Source organism: Oceanobacillus timonensis (genome assembly GCF_900166635.1).
GTDB classification, from domain to species: domain Bacteria; phylum Bacillota; class Bacilli; order Bacillales; family Amphibacillaceae; genus Oceanobacillus; species Oceanobacillus timonensis.
This window is the reverse complement of the sequence record NZ_LT800497.1, coordinates 3,621,079-3,637,303: the sequence shown is the minus strand read 5'-3', so window position 1 is coordinate 3,637,303 and position 16,225 is coordinate 3,621,079. Positions and strand designations below refer to the sequence as shown.

The following is a 16,225-nucleotide window of genomic DNA, read 5'->3' as shown; positions in this document are numbered from 1 at the left end:
AAAGGGAATGGACGAATGAAAGAAAATGTTTTACGGAATGATTGGAGGTGAATAGAATACTAAAGAGACGATAAGGAGGAGATTTGATGGACCATTTAGCAATGGATACGGTGAAAAGAATTGCCACCTGGGGGAAAATTGTAGGGGCCACATCGATTATATTCGGTGCGATATCGGCTATTTTTAGTCTGGATGCTAATCCTGCCGGCATCTTTTCCGGCGTTGTTGCGATTATTACCGGCTATCTTTTTTATCAAACAGGCGTGGAGGCATCTAATATAATGTCTTCCAGCGATGTCACGGTGAATCATGTGAATAAATTATTGAGTAAATACGGGACATTATTATTAACTATGGGTATTTTAACCATTGCTTCATTGGTTTTAATGATTCCGGCAATTATTCTCTTAATGATGTAATGTTTGGGGAAAGGATTTTCCGATTTAATTGTAAAAAGGGATAGTGATTTTGTGGAGAAAATACAAATAACAGGATTTCAACCAGAAGATACAGAAGAAATGGTGGATTTATTTTATACTACTGTACAGACAATAAACCGTGCGGATTATAGTAAAGAAGCAGTTGCTGCTTGGGCTCCTGCAGAGGAACAGGAGTATGTATGCAAAGAATGGAAACATTCCCTTCTAGAAAATCAAACCTATGTTGCAAGGGAAGAAGGGAAGATTATCGGCTTTATTGATCTACGCGCCGACGGTTATTTAGACCGACTGTATGTACACAAAGACAGGCAGCGTATGGGCGTTGCTTCTGCTTTATGGATGAAGGCAGAGAAATGGGCGATGCAGGAAGGCATTCCGACAATCTGGACATTTTCAAGCATCACAGCAAAGGGATTTTTTGAAAGATATGGCTTTCAAGTAATGGAACCAGAAAATGTAGAACGAAACGGTGTTTTGCTGACACGGTTTCACATGAAAAAGATGCTGGTGGAAGGATGAACACCTCTATTTTCAATGAACTTGAAACAGAAAAAGGATATAGATGTTCGGAAAATATCATAAAATTACTTTTAATTGACCAGATGGCGATTATTTATCCTTAAAAAGTTAATAATCAGCTTTTGAAGACACTGATGAAGCGAATAGAAAGGGGAGCTTGAAATTAAAATTCAAGAGGTAGGATTAATCATTTTCATAGGGCTCATAGGACTTTTTATAGCTTTCATTTTATTCACTGATTTTAATGAAATCCTAAATTATTTATTGATATTCATATGTGTTATCACTGTTTCAATATTAAATAAAAAAAGAAAGAAAAGGGGCTGTTGCACAATCAGGAAACTGAGCGTGCAACAGTTTTTTTTGTATACACAAAAAAGCAGACCACAAAGGGTCTGCTCTCGTGTATTATTAACTTATGACTAATAAACAAATAATACAATTCAATTATACGCAAACTTCCGCTAACTATCAATTATATTTACCGATGGACGTGGAAGAAATGATTCCTTTAGATGATTCGGTCCGGCTCCACTGCCTCTTATGTGAAAGGATGGATTATAGAGAACTATTACAGGCATACTCTCCAAAAGGGAGAAAACCGGCAGTCGATCCAGTCATTCTATTTAAAGTCATTACCTACGCAGCTTCCCAAAAAATCTATTCTTCCCGAGGGATAGAAAAAGCTTGCCGCCGGGATATCAATTTTCGCTGGCTTCTTCAGGGGTATGCAGCTCCTGACCATGCGACCATCAGTCGATTCAAGCAAAAATATCTGACCGATACCGTGATGGAACAGCTCTTCTTTCAACAAGTCGTATGGCTCTACGAACAAAAAGCCATTACCGGAGAAACACTCTATATCGATGGCACAAAAATCGAAGCATATGCCAATCGGTATTCTTTCGTATGGAAAAAGGCAATCACCAAACATGAAGCGAAGATGTACGCCAAATGGCAAGCCCTTCTGGAACAGATCAATACGACGTACTGTCAGCTCTTCACAAGCCCCTATGAGACGTTTTTAGAAGATTTGAAAAAAGTGCTTGTTTTCCTGGAGAAAATACAGGAAGAAGAGAACATCACGTTTGTATATGGCAAAGGGAAAAGAAAAAACGTCCTTCAACGTTACCATGAACAAGTAAAGGAAATGCTTCAGCGCAAAGAACAATATGATGCTTCCAACGAAATTATGGGAGAGAAACGAAACAGCTATTCCAAAACAGACCATGATGCCACGTTTATGCGGATGAAAGACGATCATATGCGGAATGGCCAACTCAAGCCAGCTTACAATGTCCAGGCTGCCGTGGATGCGGAATTTATCGTTGGGATCAATGCGTTTTCCGATCGAAACGACACGACAACATTGATTCCGATGCTTCAATATTTAAAGGAGCACCTTCCTTTTACGTATCGCCATATCGTCGCAGATTCTGGATATGAAAGCGAAGAAAATTATGTGTATTTAAAGAAGCAAGAACAGATGGCCTATATCAAGCCGCAAAATCATGAGCGCAAGAAAAAAGCTTCTTTCAAAAAAGATATCAAATATCGGGAAAACATGACTTATGACAAAGGCACAGATACCTATACCTGCGCCAATGACCAGCAATTACATGCCATTCGAAACTACACGCGAACCTCGCAGACAGGCTACCAATCTCAAGTAACGGTGTACGAAAGTGAAGACTGTACAGGGTGCCCGTTCAAAGAAAAATGTACGAAAGCCAAAGGGAATCGCCAACTGCATGTAGCCAAGGAATTTCTGGCTTACCGGGAAACCGCGCAAGAAAATATTCTAACAGAAACAGGCACACTGTACCGTATGAATCGTTCCATTCAAGTGGAAGGAACATTCGGCGTGTTGAAGGAAGATTATCAACTGAAAAAGTTTCGTACGCGAGGAACAGGGAATGTACGAAACGAGCTATTGATTCTGGCATTTGGTTATAATCTTAATAAAACACATACAAAAATCCAAGCTAATCGCCTGAATCTTTATTATCATCCATTAAAGACCGCTTAAAAAATTTTAAAAAAGGTGAAGCTTATTTAACTGCGTCAAAAAACGATTGATTTTCCCTTTATCACCATAAATAAAATAATGAATCTTAAAAAGAGCAATCTCATATAGAAAAAAGAGCTGTCAGCAAATGCATAATATGCATTTTGCGACAGCTCCTTTTCAACCTAATCTTCCAGCATTTTTTAGATTTCCTTAGCTAACTCAATAAAGTAATCCAAGCTATCCGGATTAATTAGCGAACCTTTGTTAATCACAGTGGCAGCGTTCTGCCCCATCAGAATCTTTTTAACAGGAATTTCAACTTTCTTTCCATTTAAGGTTTGCGGAAGTTCTTTAACCTCATAAATATGCGTCGGCACATGCCTTGGTGAACAATGGGTCCGCAGCTGCTGTTTGATATCCTGTTTGATTGCCTCTGTCAATTCCCCTCCGTCTTTGACAACAACAAATAACGGCGTAATCGAATCGCCATTTCCTTTTGGTAAATCAATAATCAGACTATCTTCAACAGCTGTAACATAATCTGTCACACGGTAAATTTCACTCGTCCCAATGCGGATTCCGCCCCGATTAATCGTCGCATCCGATCTTCCATAAATAACAGCCGTATTTCTATCAGTTAGTTTGATATAATCTCCATGACACCATACGCCGGAAAAGGTGTCAAAATAACTATGATACATCCGTAACCCGGATTCATCATTCCAGAAATAAATCGGCATACTTGGAAATGGAGCGGTTAAGACAAGCTCACCGATTTCATTGGTTAACGCATTGCCATCCGCATCAAAGCTTTCTATTTTTGCTCCCAGTCCAGGGCACTGAATTTCTCCTGCATAGACCGGGAGAGTAGGAGATCCCAGTAAGAAAGCAGTACATACGTCAGTACCTCCGCTTGCGGAAGAAACATAAATATCCTCTTTTACATCGGTATAGCACCAGGCAAACCCTTCTGGAGAAAGTGGAGAGCCGGTTGAACTGATATTTTGTAAATGGGATAAATCAAAATCCTTTTTCGGCGACAGGTTTTCATTCATGGAAGATGTGATAAAGCTGGCACTGGTGCCAAGAACATTCATTTTTGTCTGTTCGGCAAGCCGCCACAACGAGCGTTTGTCGGGATAAACCGGGCTGCCGTCATAGAGGATAATTGTAGCTCCTGTCAGCAATCCGCCGACTAGGAAATTCCACATCATCCAGCCAGTTGTAGTAAACCAGAAGAACCGTGAGCCCGGGCTTAAGTTCATATGCAGATGCAGAGCTTTTAAGTGTTCTAATAAAATCCCTCCCTGGCTGTGTACGATAGGTTTCGGTTTTCCAGTTGTGCCGGAAGAGTATAGTATCCAGATTGGGTCATTAAAAGCCACTGGTGTATAAGTCAACTCCAAATTTTCATCACTCGAAGTTGCATCTGTCCAGGAAATAGGATGAACACAGTCATTAAAATCTGCCTCGTTATCTAAGTAAGGGATGGTGATAGTCGTTTGTAGGGAAGGAAGCACGGATTGCAGCTCCTTTACAACTTCCAATCTATTAAACTTTTTCCCGTTATACGTATAACCATCTACTGTAATCATTGCTTTCGGCTCAATTTGCTGGAAGCGATCCATGACACTTTGTGTCCCAAAGTCAGGGGAAGCGCTGGACCAGATGGCTCCTAAACTGGCTGTTGCGAGAAAAGCAACGATTGTTTCATAGATATTTGGTGCATAGCAGGCAACTCTATCTCCTTTTTGAATACCTTGCTTTACCAATGTTTTTTGAAGTGCAGCCGTATCCTGATACAGTTTTTCCCAGGAAATCTCCTGCAGCTTTCGATTTTCAGATGTATGAATAATAGCTGGACTGCGCAGTGATTTATTTCGAAATACATGTTCTGTGTAATTAATGGTGGCTTCAGGAAACCATTTTGTTCCAATGATTTGATTACCGGAACGCACCGTTCGATAAGGCTGGTGCGACTGGATGTTAAAATATTCCCAAATAGATTCCCAGAATGTATCGATATCCTCCACAGACCATTTCCATAAATGATGGTAGTCACTTGTCTGGATGTGTTTGTATTCTTGTAACCAAGTGCGGTAAGAAGTAATATTTGCATGTTCTACTTGCGTTGTACTTGGTTCAAATAGCAACGTACCTTCTTGTGTGTCCATTTGTAAACTCCCCCTTCAATTACTCCGATATTACTATTATAAGAAAACGCTTTCTGTACGTAAAGCAATTAAAATGGAAAATATATGATTCCGTAATTCCGCTCCAAGATAAAAATGTTTTTTCGTATCTTCCTATCATTACTAAACGAGTTGGGAGGAAGCATGTGATTTGCGCAGGAAAAGAATATATATAAAGAATATGTTTCGTTTGTGTCATGTAATTCCAAATCCCTTTGTTTTACGTAAATGTATGAAAAAGCTGGTTCAAACGCGAGTACTCTCTGAACCAGCTTTTATGCTTATAATGAAGTGTTTTATTTTGATTTTGCTGCCTGTGTCATTTGATGCCAGACAGAACCTTTTGCCTGCTCTCCGCCCTCAATACGTTCGAGCGCTATTTTCATTTGCATACGGACCTCAAACTCGGGTTCATCGTCTGCAGCTGCTTTCAGAGCAGAAATGGCAGATTCATCTCCAACTTCATATAAATACATAGCTCCGCGCCAACGGACAATCCGGCTTTTGTCCTTTAATGTTTCTATCATGTTTGGAATCGCTTCTGTAAAGCCCAAGTCGGAGATACAGTCGCCGGCAGTTCTTCTGACATTCACGGCTTTATCAGCTAATACTTCATATAATAATGGCAAGGCAGCTTTATCTTCCAGCATGCCTAAATATGCAGTTGCTAATCGGCGAATCGACGTTTTTTCATCGTGGATGGCCTTTTCCAAAAGGGCAAGGTCCTCCAATGTTGGATCCAGACGATCCAGTGCAGCATAACGTTCACGCCAATCCGGATTATCCAGTTTTTCTATCGGCACATGTTGATAGTAGTTCGTTACGTTGCCTGTACTTCCGTCCGTTTGCAAAGCCATTTTTACAAGTGTATCCAATCGATGCTGATCATAACTTGCTTTTAATTCTTCTACAACATCATGTCCGATTTCATCCAGATTTCCATAGCGCGGGTGCTGTTCTTCCCATTTTCGGTCCATAAGGACATTTTCAGATGCGGGGGAAGCTTCCATTACCGCATTGGAAAAACGTTCTGGCAGTCCAAAGCGTTCTTCTGTCTCTCCTTCTTGCAATTTTACTTGCATAGGGATACCTAAAAACATCTGAATAAAAACATGGACTTCCCCAAATGTGTCAGAAGGAGCTTCACCAGCATGAGATATTTCTTCCGTCTGATCAAAAGCCTCATCTGCTCCCAACACACGGCGAACTTGTGGCAGAAGTTCTTCCCAGGGTGTCTTAGGGTTTCGTCCCAACGCAATAAAATCGATGACACGGTAAATATTTTTAACCCCACCTAATGCGAACAGCTCCTGGACATATTTCGGAGCTTGGGATAAATCATCTTTGATGTTGTAATTATACGTCTCATCCGGAGGTAGCGTCTCATTTACATTGATTTTCATCGAATGTGGACTAGGTGTTGGTTCAATGGACATAATTTTCATTTATATAAATACTCCCTTAATGTTGATAGGCTTCCATCACTTTAATTAATTCACGCAGATAATCAGGTAAATCAGGCGGTCTTCTGCTGGAAACGAGGTGTCCGTCAGATACAACCGGCTCATTCACCCATGTTGCGCCGGCATTGGTCATATCATCTTTAATTCCCGGTGTACTGGTTACGGTTTTGCCTTCTAAAATATTGGCAGAAATTAATACCCAGCCGGCATGACAAATTTGACCGATAGGCTTATGATAGTCATTCATATGCTGGACAAAACGGATAACTTCAGGAAAACGACGCAATTTATCCGGAGCCCATCCGCCTGGAACCAGAATGGCATCATAATCTTCCGGATTTACTTCAGAAAAAGCATAATCTGATTCAGCAGGAACACCATATTTCCCAATATATTTTTGTTTGGCAGCTTGGCCTACTAAATCTACCACAGCACCTTCTTCACGCAAACGATGAACAGGGTACCACAGCTCCAAATCTTCAAAATCATGATCGACAAGTGCGATAACTTTTTGATTCTGTAAACGCAAAATAATCCCTCCATTCTGTATATGGTAAGTTTAACAGACTGGTATAAAAATGACGATTAGAAAGATTTTAGTGTAAACGAGAGGGCATGAAAAAAGCTGCTACGCTTTTTCCAGCGTAACAGCTTTTGAGCTTTTAATTATTTTAAAACATTTTCAACAGCAACATAGTCATAGTTTAAATCATTGGCAACTGCTTCATTTGTTACGTGTCCATGCATCACATTCACACCACTGGCAATTGGTGCGCTATTTTGAATAGCTTTCTCTACACCTTGTTTTGCAATATTCACTGCATATGGAACGGTAACATTCGTCAGCCCGACTGTTGCAGTACGCGGAACAGCGCCGGGGATATTAGCAACAGCATAATGAAGGACATCATGCTTCACATAAATCGGATCTTCATGCGTTGTAGGGTGATCTACTGTTTCAAAGTTTCCTCCCTGGTCAATCGCAACATCCACAATCACACTTCCTGGCTGCATTGCTTGAACCATTTCTTCTGTAACAAGTTTTGGCGCTTTTCTGCCGGGAATTAATACCGAACCAATAACAACATCAGAGGTTTTAACGGCTTCTTCAATATTTAATGGATTAGACATTAATGTTTGAATATTGGACCCAAACACTTCTTCTAATTCACGAAGGCGCTGCGGGTTCAAATCGATAATGGTTACATCCGCTCCTAGCCCAATTGCTACGTGTGCAGCGTTTGTACCAACGACGCCGCCGCCGATAATCGTTATTTTCCCCCGTTTGACACCAGGAATCCCACCGAGCAGAATGCCTTTTCCGCCTTTGGATTTCTCTAAATATTGTGTGCCGAGCTGTGTTGCCATGCGTCCAGCTACTTCGCTCATTGGTGTTAAGAGCGGGAGAGAGTTCCCCACAGCAATGGTTTCATAAGCGATGGCAGTGACGCCTTTTGCGACCAGTTCTTCTGTTAATCTCGCATCAGCAGCTAAATGAAGATAAGTGAATAATACTAAACCTTCCCGGAAATAGGTATACTCTGATTCGAGCGGTTCTTTTACCTTCATAATCATATCAGAGCGGTCCCAAACGCTCTTCGTCTCCGTGATTATTTCTGCGCCTGCCTGTTTGTATTCTTCATCTGTAAAGCCGCTTCCCAGACCTGCTTCTTTTTCAATCAGAACGGTCTGCCCGGATTGCACTAGATGAACGACTCCGGAGGGAGCCATAGCGACACGGTTTTCATTATTCTTTATTTCTTTAGGAACCCCAATAATCATGTTTATTCGCCCCTTTGTTTATCATGTATATTTATAATGATAACGCTTCCTTTGTGATATTTCATTATGAAAATAAATGAATTCAGTCTCTATCGTTTGTGTATTTGCACAAATGCTTTTGTTTACTTGACTTCAGCAAATTAAAGCGTCAATTTATCAGCTAATAATTCTAAATAAACCGCTATTTTTTGATGGGGATTTTTTAAATCAAGATGACTAATCTCCTGAATACGTTTTAAACGGTAATTCATGGTATTCGGGTGAATAAATAAATCCTTAGCTGTACGATGTACATTGGAATCATTCTCTAAATATTTTTCCAGCGTGTATAATAAATGACTTTGCTGACGTTTATCATATTGCTGCAGCTGATGAATGTATTTATTTGTATGATGACGCTTTTGGCGTTGTTCCTTCAACATATCCACCCATTGGAATATTCCTAAATCTTCATATAGAAAACAAGAAGCCAGTTCTGCAGGAAATTGTTTTTGTAATGACAGGCTTTGAAGGGCTTCTTCATAAGCCAGTGTCATATCTTTTGCGGAATCATAAATTTGACTTGCTGCTCCATGCAGAGAAGTCAGCTGCAGCTGTGTGCTAATCTTTTCCTGGAAATGTTCGATAAATTGATATATCTTATCCGATGTATCGTCCTTTTTCCATAAACGGATTAATAAAATTAGATCCTGATCGTCAAATAAGCGGAAAATCGTATTGACCTGCGTCATTGTTTCAGAAAGATAGGATGCATGCTTTTCAATTTGTGGTGTTATATTATCTTCAAAATGAAAAATCACGATCGCCAGACCATCTCGTAGTTTGATATTAAATTGTTTTTCATAAGACTGGACGGTATGGTTACTGACAAAATCTGCTGTTAACAGTTGCCAGAAAAAGTCTTTGTAAGCTTTTTCTGTATTCCTTCTATCAGGCAGTTTTTGCAAGATATATTTTTTTACTTGACGTGCCGCTTCCTTTAGTATCTCTAAATCATTTGCAGCATATTCTTTGATTCCAGTATGTGCCCAAATGAAACCTAATATTTCGTTCTTTTTCCAGATAGAAATAGCGATTCGATTCCCGAGTCCGATATCATGAATTTCAGGGATAACAACAGGCTGATCACTATCAATTAATTTTGGCATTGCACCGTTTTTCCATAGTCCATTGATGACTTTATCAGGGACTTTCCGGTTCATAATTGTGCCTATTCTTGCTTCATCAATATTTTCCGTATGTTTGCTGTAGGCCAGAACATAATGATTCGCGTCTTCAATAGTGACAGGGCATGCTAATACCTCGCTGATGGTATCAGCAAGATCGTCTAAATTAGAAAAGGGCTGTTGCAGTATTGCCATTTTATTCTTTTGCGTTTGCGAAGAATCCATAAAATGCACTCCTTTTGAAGAAGCATAGTCATTCGTATCAAAAAAAACGATTGTATTATTTTGAAAAAAATAAATAATTGGTATACTTGCTTTTTTTTGTTAAAAAAATTATTATTTCCCATAGGTTCTATTTTTATATACTAAAATAAAGTATCTATACCAAAATCTAAGATGGCTATGATTCCATAAATAAGTGAACGAGATGAGCGGTCGCTATTATCAAACTAGAACGTATTGGTCACCTATAGATTTGGATGAAGAGCCAACAAAATAAATACGCTATATTTATTTTAGTATATACATAAAAAGATTGCATCTAATACTTTTAAAAGCAAAGGGAATAAGGGGAGGAAAGCATGAGAAAATTGATGAGAATCTTCGTTATTGCAAGCGCATTCATCGGGGTGATTGTTGGTGCGGGATTTGCTTCCGGTCAGGAAGTACTACAGTATTTTACCAGCTTTGGAGCATGGGGGATTTTAGCTGCACTGGTTTCAACTGTTCTTTTCGCATATGTAGGGATGATGCTGGTCTGGCTGGGGAGCAGAGCGCAAACAACATCCTATAATAAAGTGATTTATAAGATAAGTGATTTTAAAATCATTGAAAAGATTTTCCGTTTTAATCTTATTGGGGTTATCATCGATGCCGTACTGGTCTTTACGCTATTTGGCGTAGGGGTCGTGATGCTTGCTGGCGCGGGAGCGAACCTGGAGCAACAGTTTGGTCTGCCTGGTGTAACAGGTGCTGTTTTAATGACCATATTGGTTCTCTTAACAGGTATGTTGAAAGTAAATAAAGTGGTTGGAGTGATTAGCAGTATTACGCCTTTCTTGCTTATCTTTGTTGTTATCATTTCTGTTTACAGCTTTATCACGATGGACGGTTCTTTTTCATCACTGGATAGTACAGCAAGAAGCCATGGACCTTTTTTTCCGAACTGGTTTGTAGCTGGCCTGAACTACGCAACGTTTAATACATCGGTTGGGGCGGCAATGGCTCTTGTGATGGGAAGTGCAGAAAAGGATAGAAAAACAGCTTTAATCGGCGGACTAGCTGGCGGATTAGGACTGGGTGCAATTATTATTCTCAGTTATTACGCTATTTTTGCCAAAATTGAAGAGGTAGGTCATTTCGAAATGCCAATGCTGGGTATAGTAAACAATATTTCACCAATATTAGGTACGATTATGGCGATTGTCCTGTTCGGGATGATTTTCAATACAGCAATCAGTATGTTTTTTGCTTTCGTTACCAGATTTGCCGAACAAGGAACAAAGAAATTTAATATTATTTTAGCGGCTGCACTGGTCGCTGGCTTTATACTAAGTTTTGTCGGCTTTACGGATTTAGTTTCTAAATTCTATTCATTGATTGGCTACATGGGGCTGGTATTGATTGTTGTTCTGATTATCACGCCATTTAGAATGAAACATATTCGTTTTGATGATAAGTAATTCATCAAATCATGTAAAGAAACCCGGGCGTCCATCAAAATATTGGATGCCTGGGTTTCTTTTACGCCAGCAGCTTAGTGAAACAGATTTTTCAGTTTAGCGACAATTCCTTTTGAATTATCTTCAGGATCTTTTTCCTCTTTCTGTTTTACTGTTGCTTGTACTATATCGTCAAGATAAATATGCTCTATATCTACAGCGTAGGGATAGGTGAGTACCAAGCCGATTTCCGTATCATTTTCCTGATTGCTTACGGTTGTGTGGGGAATCGATAGGTGATCGGCAAGTGCTTTTTCTTCTTTTAAAAAGCGATAGGAAATATTCCCGTTTAAAAGAAGTTTTGCCTTTTTATGTTGGTTTAACTGACGCTCTAATTCATCAAGTCCTTTATTAGACATCACTTCACCAATGGTTAAAACAAAGGCAACACGTTCACGTAACGTACCAAGATATATTTTTCGTTCACTTTCTTTTGGCAGCCGTGTTCCATACATTCCCTCTTGCAGGTAATCATCTACATTCTTTTTGTCCATCATATTTCATCCTTTATGTTCATGCTCTTTTCACGTCTTCATAAAACGAAACTTCATTTTGAAGAAGTTTTTACAGACGTACCTCATGATAAAAGCTTATTCTCCATCTAATGTACCCTATTGTGAGATATCAAGCAAAGAAAACCATCCCTATTTCCTATTTTTCTTTAAAAGGCCAAGAGAAATTTTAAGCAGCAGAGGAGACTTCTTTGAAGAAGCCTCTACAAAAGCTCTTCGATGGGAAGCGTTACCACAGCCAGTAACACTGCGATAAATATTGAAAAAAAATGATTCAAAATCTTACAGAAATGATTTGAAAAAATGTTAAGATAAGAATAGGTTATGTTATATATATTGCTGAAATGAGGGATGATTATGCAGTTGCATGCTAGAAAAACGATGAAGCTTCATCATGGTATTTCACTTATTGACGGTTTTGATTTTGGTGTGAGCGGCAGAACAGGGGCTTATATTATCGAATCGGAAGAACTTACCATTGTGGAAACAGGACCGAGTCCTTCTATACCTTATATCAAAAATGGGCTGGAAAAGATGGGATATACATTAGCAGATGTGCAACATATTATCGTGACACATGTCCATTTAGATCACGCCGGTGGAGCAGGACGTTTATTAGAAATTTGCCCGAATGCTACGTTATACGTTCACCCAAGAGGGAAGAGGCATCTTATTGAACCTAAAAAATTGGCAGCTGGCGCACGGGCAATTTACGGAGAACGTTTTTCGGAATTATATGATCCAATTATACCAGTGGATGAAGATAGAATCGTAGAGAAAACAGAAGGCGATACATTGCAAATTTCCGATGAACGGATCTTGGAATTTTGGGATACGCCGGGGCATGCCAAACATCATCTGGCAATCTATGATCCGTTAAGTAACGGTATGTTTACCGGAGACACAGCCGGCATTCAATATGAGCAGTTATCTCCGCATGGGGTGGACTTCTTTTTACCGACAACTTCTCCGAACCATTTTGATCCAGAGGCCATGAAAGCGTCCATACAGAGATTTCGAGATAAACAATTGGATTATATTTATTTTGGACACTTTGGGGAAACGGATTTAGTAGAAGAAGCCCTGAACCAGGTCGAATCATGGTTAGATCTCTTTGTGAAAGAAGGAGAAGCTGCCTTTGCAGAAGGGCAAGAGTATGATGAGATAGCAAAGCGTTTATTGAAACATGTTCAGTCAGAACTCCGTGAGCAGGGAATTGACGATGCGCATGAAGTGTATCAAATGATTAACGTAGATTTACAGTTAGATGCACTTGGTATGGTGGATTATTTACAAAAGAAATGACAGGGAATGGTAAGCCCTTTCTAACAAGGCCGAGGATAATGCTGTTGGTAAGAGAAAAGGAGTGCAGCAGCACTCCCTTTTCATCTTACTACATGAAAGAGAGGTATGGAGTACATGCGAAAAAAGATACGTATTATTGCTGTGTTTTTATTAGGTTTAATCATCGGGCTGTTTTTAATGCCACAATTATTTGAGGCGTTCGATGTAAGCTTTTTTTCATTTTTTGATTAAAAACCATTATTTATTGTCCACTCAAGTCTATCTCCAGGCTTACGGGACAATGGTCGCTGCCTAATCTATCTCCATGGACTTCCATGCTTTCCAAGTATTTTTCCAAGGTGCTGGAAACGATAATATAATCAATACGCCAACCGATATTTCTTTCACGGATAGTTTTCATGTAGGACCACCATGTAAAAATATCGTCTCGATCCGGATAGAAAAAGCGTAATGTGTCTATAAAGCCATTGCTCAGTATCCGCGTCATTTTTTCGCGTTCTTCCCGGGTAAATCCGGAGTTGCCATGATTTGTTTTGTCATTTCGCAAGTCAATTTCCTGATGAGCGACGTTTAAATCCCCACAGTAAATAACCGGCTTTTTCGCATCAAGCTCTTGTAAGTATTGAAACATTCTATCTTCCCACTCCAGACGCTCTTCTAAACGAGTTAAATCCCGCTTGGAATTGGGTGTATAGACATTGACGAGATAAAATGCCGGATACTCCAATGTAATGATTCTTCCCTCTGGTTCTATTTCCCCATCTTGAAAGCCATAAGAAACATGAAGTGGTTTATGTTTTGTGAAAATGGCTGTTCCAGAATATCCTTTTCGTTCCGCATAATTCCAATATTGATAATATCCTTCTAAATCCAATTCAATTTGTCCTGCCTGCAGCTTGGTTTCCTGTATAGCGAAAAAATCTGCATCTATTTCATGAAAGAAATCCAAGAACCCTTTTCGAACACAGGCTCTGATTCCATTAACGTTCCATGTAGCTAATTTCATCTGAAATTCTTCCTTCCTGTAAATATCGTACAGTTAGTTATTTTATCATATTTGGCTGGAGAAAGGATTTCTTTTGTATGGAATCATTAATGTATCATTAAAAAAATGGTTGTGTTTTTAGTGTATTATACATATAATACACTTATAATATGTATCAATGTATTAATACAGTAAACACTTATGCTAAGTAGAATGAGGTGAGAAATTGGATGGCTATCCAGTTTGATAAGCGTGAGGCCGTGTATATTCAGGTGATCAGGTATTTTAAAGAACAAATTGCCATTGGTGAAATGCAGTCCGGTCAAGAAATTCCTTCGCGCAGAGAATTAGCACAGCGATTAAAAATAAACCCGAATACCGTGCAGCGAGCTTATAAAGAAATGGAGGAAGAAGGCTTGATTTATACGGATGGAAATAAACGGAGTATGATTACAACAGAAATGAATCGTATTAAAGCTATTCGTGAAAGTTTAATCACAGAGGCAGTTAATCAGTTTGTAGGCCGTGTCACTTCTTTGCAAATTCCAAAGGATCAAGTTTTTGAGCTGATACAGTCAAAACTGGGTGATGTTGGTGAGGAGGAAGAGAATGATTAAATTGATAGATGTAGAAAAACGATATGGAAGAAAAACCGTTTTAAATGGGATTACTTTTGAGGCAGATAAGGGTCAGATTACTTGCTTAATTGGAATCAATGGGGCGGGAAAAACATCCATTCTGCAATCGATTATGGGATTAACTCCTTATCAAAAAGGAGAGATAACCATTGATGGTGAAAAATTGTCTCCAAAAATAATGGAAAAAATAACTTATATTCCCGATACAATGACGCTTTTGCCTAAAATGCGGATAAGGGATGCTTTTCAATTTATGAAAGATTTTTATCAAAACTGGAATGAGGAACGGGCAAAAGAAATTTTAGACTTTTTTAAGTTGAAAGAAGAGGAACGTATTTCCCAATTATCTAAAGGAAATACAGCAAAAGTCAATTTATTGATGGGATTGGCGATGGATGCAGATTATATCTTAATGGATGAGCCTTTCTCCGGCATTGATATCTTTAGCAGGGAACAGATTACCGATGTGTTTTCCAGTCACCTGGTAGAAGATCGCGGCGTTATTATCACAACACATGAAATTGGGGATATTGAGCATTTAATTGATAAAGCAGTGTTATTAACGGACGGTGTGGTAAAAAAAGAATTTATGACAGAACAAATAAGAGAGGAAGAAGGGAAATCTGTTATTGACGTGATGAGGGAGGTATATCAGGGATGAAGCTTTTTGGAAAACTGGTACATTTTGAATTCCGGCGGTTCTTACCAATCTATCTAAGTTTGCTTGCAGTTGTATTGTTGATACAGGCTGCCGGTGTTGTTATTTATAGTTCTATCATGAAATCTGAAATTACTGATAATGTGATCAAACATGGAATGTCCAAAGAACAGTATCTACAAGATTATGGTTATATTTCTATAGGGGATATTCTGACAAGTTCTATGTTTACCTTACCTATTATCATTGCAGCAGTAACCATATTTATTTACATTTTATTTATCTGGTACAGGGACTGGCTTGGAAAGAACACATTTATTTATCGCTTATTGATGCTGCCGGTGAAGCGTATACAGTTATTCTTTTCCAAAGCTGCAGCTATTCTTCTTTTTGTATTTGGATTGGTTGCTTTTCAAATAGTTATTCTGCCGGTTTTACAAACTATATTAAAATGGATTATCCCGGTTGATTATCGATTGGATCTAACCATTCAGGGTATATTAAGGAGTTTTGATTATTTTAAAATTTTGCTTCCGGAACATTTTGGTGATTTTATCGTTCATTACGGTTTTGGAACAGCCTTTGTCATTGTCCTGTTTACGATGATTCTCATTGAGCGCAGCTATCGTTTTAAGGGTGTGTTTATAGCCGCTTTTTACGGAATAGCAGGATTGGTTATTGTCTTCTCTCCGTATATTTTGCAATCCGCCATGAAGGGATATTTTTACGAAAATGAGCTGGTATGGATGCAATTTGCAGCAGCTGTTGTTTTTTCCGTAATATCTATTTTCTTCAGTAATCATTTGTTAAATAGAAAGATAAGGGTGTGATAG

At 39.0% G+C, this 16,225-nt stretch carries 15 protein-coding genes; 8 read left to right on the top strand and 7 right to left on the bottom strand.

Annotation, left to right across the window (positions count from 1 at the left end; genetic code table 11):
- Positions 1-86: 86 nt before the first annotated feature.
- The 3 genes from B7E05_RS17830 (at position 87) to B7E05_RS17820 (ending at position 2,988) form a co-directional block, all read left to right on the top strand.
- The gene (locus B7E05_RS17830) at positions 87-419 is read left to right on the top strand and encodes a DUF5362 family protein (RefSeq protein ID WP_080875465.1); all 333 of its coding nucleotides are present in this window, start codon (positions 87-89) and stop codon (positions 417-419) included.
- Between the two features lie 3 nt (positions 420-422).
- Positions 423-959: a GNAT family N-acetyltransferase gene (locus tag B7E05_RS17825; RefSeq protein ID WP_245833150.1), complete on the top strand. Its 537-nt coding sequence runs from the start codon at positions 423-425 to the stop codon at positions 957-959.
- Between the two features lie 418 nt (positions 960-1,377).
- Positions 1,378-2,988: an IS1182 family transposase gene (locus tag B7E05_RS17820; protein ID WP_080875464.1), complete on the top strand. Its 1,611-nt coding sequence runs from the start codon at positions 1,378-1,380 to the stop codon at positions 2,986-2,988.
- A 182-nt stretch (positions 2,989-3,170) separates the two neighbouring features.
- Here the strand turns inward: B7E05_RS17820 and B7E05_RS17815 are convergent, their stop codons facing one another.
- From B7E05_RS17815 to B7E05_RS17795, 5 genes are all read right to left on the bottom strand, one after another.
- Entirely contained in the window at positions 3,171-5,144 is a 1,974-nt protein-coding gene (locus tag B7E05_RS17815) for an acetoacetate--CoA ligase (protein WP_080875463.1), read from the bottom strand.
- Positions 5,145-5,458: 314 nt separating this feature from the next.
- Positions 5,459-6,607, bottom strand: coding sequence for a conserved virulence factor C family protein (locus B7E05_RS17810; protein ID WP_080875462.1), 1,149 nt, complete (start codon positions 6,605-6,607; stop codon positions 5,459-5,461).
- Between the two features lie 16 nt (positions 6,608-6,623).
- On the bottom strand, positions 6,624-7,154 hold the full coding sequence (locus B7E05_RS17805; RefSeq protein WP_080875461.1) for a type 1 glutamine amidotransferase domain-containing protein: 531 nt from the start codon (positions 7,152-7,154) through the stop codon (positions 6,624-6,626).
- A 137-nt stretch (positions 7,155-7,291) separates the two neighbouring features.
- Positions 7,292-8,407, bottom strand: coding sequence for an alanine dehydrogenase (ald, locus tag B7E05_RS17800; protein WP_080875460.1), 1,116 nt, complete (start codon positions 8,405-8,407; stop codon positions 7,292-7,294).
- A 140-nt stretch (positions 8,408-8,547) separates the two neighbouring features.
- Positions 8,548-9,798 (bottom strand): PucR family transcriptional regulator, encoded by a 1,251-nt coding sequence (locus B7E05_RS17795; protein ID WP_245833148.1) that lies wholly within the window; start codon positions 9,796-9,798, stop codon positions 8,548-8,550.
- Positions 9,799-10,163: 365 nt separating this feature from the next.
- Between B7E05_RS17795 and B7E05_RS17790 the strand changes: the two genes are divergently transcribed.
- Positions 10,164-11,255 (top strand): YkvI family membrane protein, encoded by a 1,092-nt coding sequence (locus B7E05_RS17790; protein WP_080876354.1) that lies wholly within the window; start codon positions 10,164-10,166, stop codon positions 11,253-11,255.
- A gap of 74 nt (positions 11,256-11,329) precedes the next feature.
- Here the strand turns inward: B7E05_RS17790 and B7E05_RS17785 are convergent, their stop codons facing one another.
- Positions 11,330-11,788 carry a YueI family protein gene (locus B7E05_RS17785; protein WP_080875459.1) on the bottom strand — a complete coding sequence of 153 codons (459 nt, stop codon included), beginning with the start codon at positions 11,786-11,788 and terminating at the stop codon, positions 11,330-11,332.
- Between the two features lie 381 nt (positions 11,789-12,169).
- Here B7E05_RS17785 and B7E05_RS17780 point away from each other — a divergent pair, with 381 nt between their 5' ends.
- The gene (locus B7E05_RS17780; RefSeq protein ID WP_080876353.1) at positions 12,170-13,111 is read left to right on the top strand and encodes an MBL fold metallo-hydrolase; all 942 of its coding nucleotides are present in this window, start codon (positions 12,170-12,172) and stop codon (positions 13,109-13,111) included.
- Positions 13,112-13,352: 241 nt separating this feature from the next.
- Here B7E05_RS17780 and B7E05_RS17775 read toward each other — a convergent pair whose 3' ends face one another.
- Positions 13,353-14,117 carry an exodeoxyribonuclease III gene (locus B7E05_RS17775; RefSeq protein ID WP_080875458.1) on the bottom strand — a complete coding sequence of 255 codons (765 nt, stop codon included), beginning with the start codon at positions 14,115-14,117 and terminating at the stop codon, positions 13,353-13,355.
- Positions 14,118-14,326: 209 nt separating this feature from the next.
- Between B7E05_RS17775 and B7E05_RS17770 the strand changes: the two genes are divergently transcribed.
- Genes B7E05_RS17770 through B7E05_RS17760 form a run of 3 tightly spaced genes read left to right on the top strand, consistent with a single transcriptional unit; the run spans position 14,327 to position 16,222 of the window.
- The gene (locus tag B7E05_RS17770; protein WP_080875457.1) at positions 14,327-14,713 is read left to right on the top strand and encodes a GntR family transcriptional regulator; all 387 of its coding nucleotides are present in this window, start codon (positions 14,327-14,329) and stop codon (positions 14,711-14,713) included.
- Positions 14,706-15,395, top strand: a complete 690-nt coding sequence (locus B7E05_RS17765; RefSeq protein WP_080875456.1) for an ATP-binding cassette domain-containing protein — start codon at positions 14,706-14,708, stop codon at positions 15,393-15,395. The genes B7E05_RS17770 and B7E05_RS17765 overlap by 8 nt, the downstream gene beginning before the upstream one ends.
- Positions 15,392-16,222: a hypothetical protein gene (locus B7E05_RS17760; protein WP_080875455.1), complete on the top strand. Its 831-nt coding sequence runs from the start codon at positions 15,392-15,394 to the stop codon at positions 16,220-16,222. Before B7E05_RS17765 ends, B7E05_RS17760 begins: the two co-directional genes overlap by 4 nt.
- Positions 16,223-16,225 lie beyond the last annotated feature (3 nt).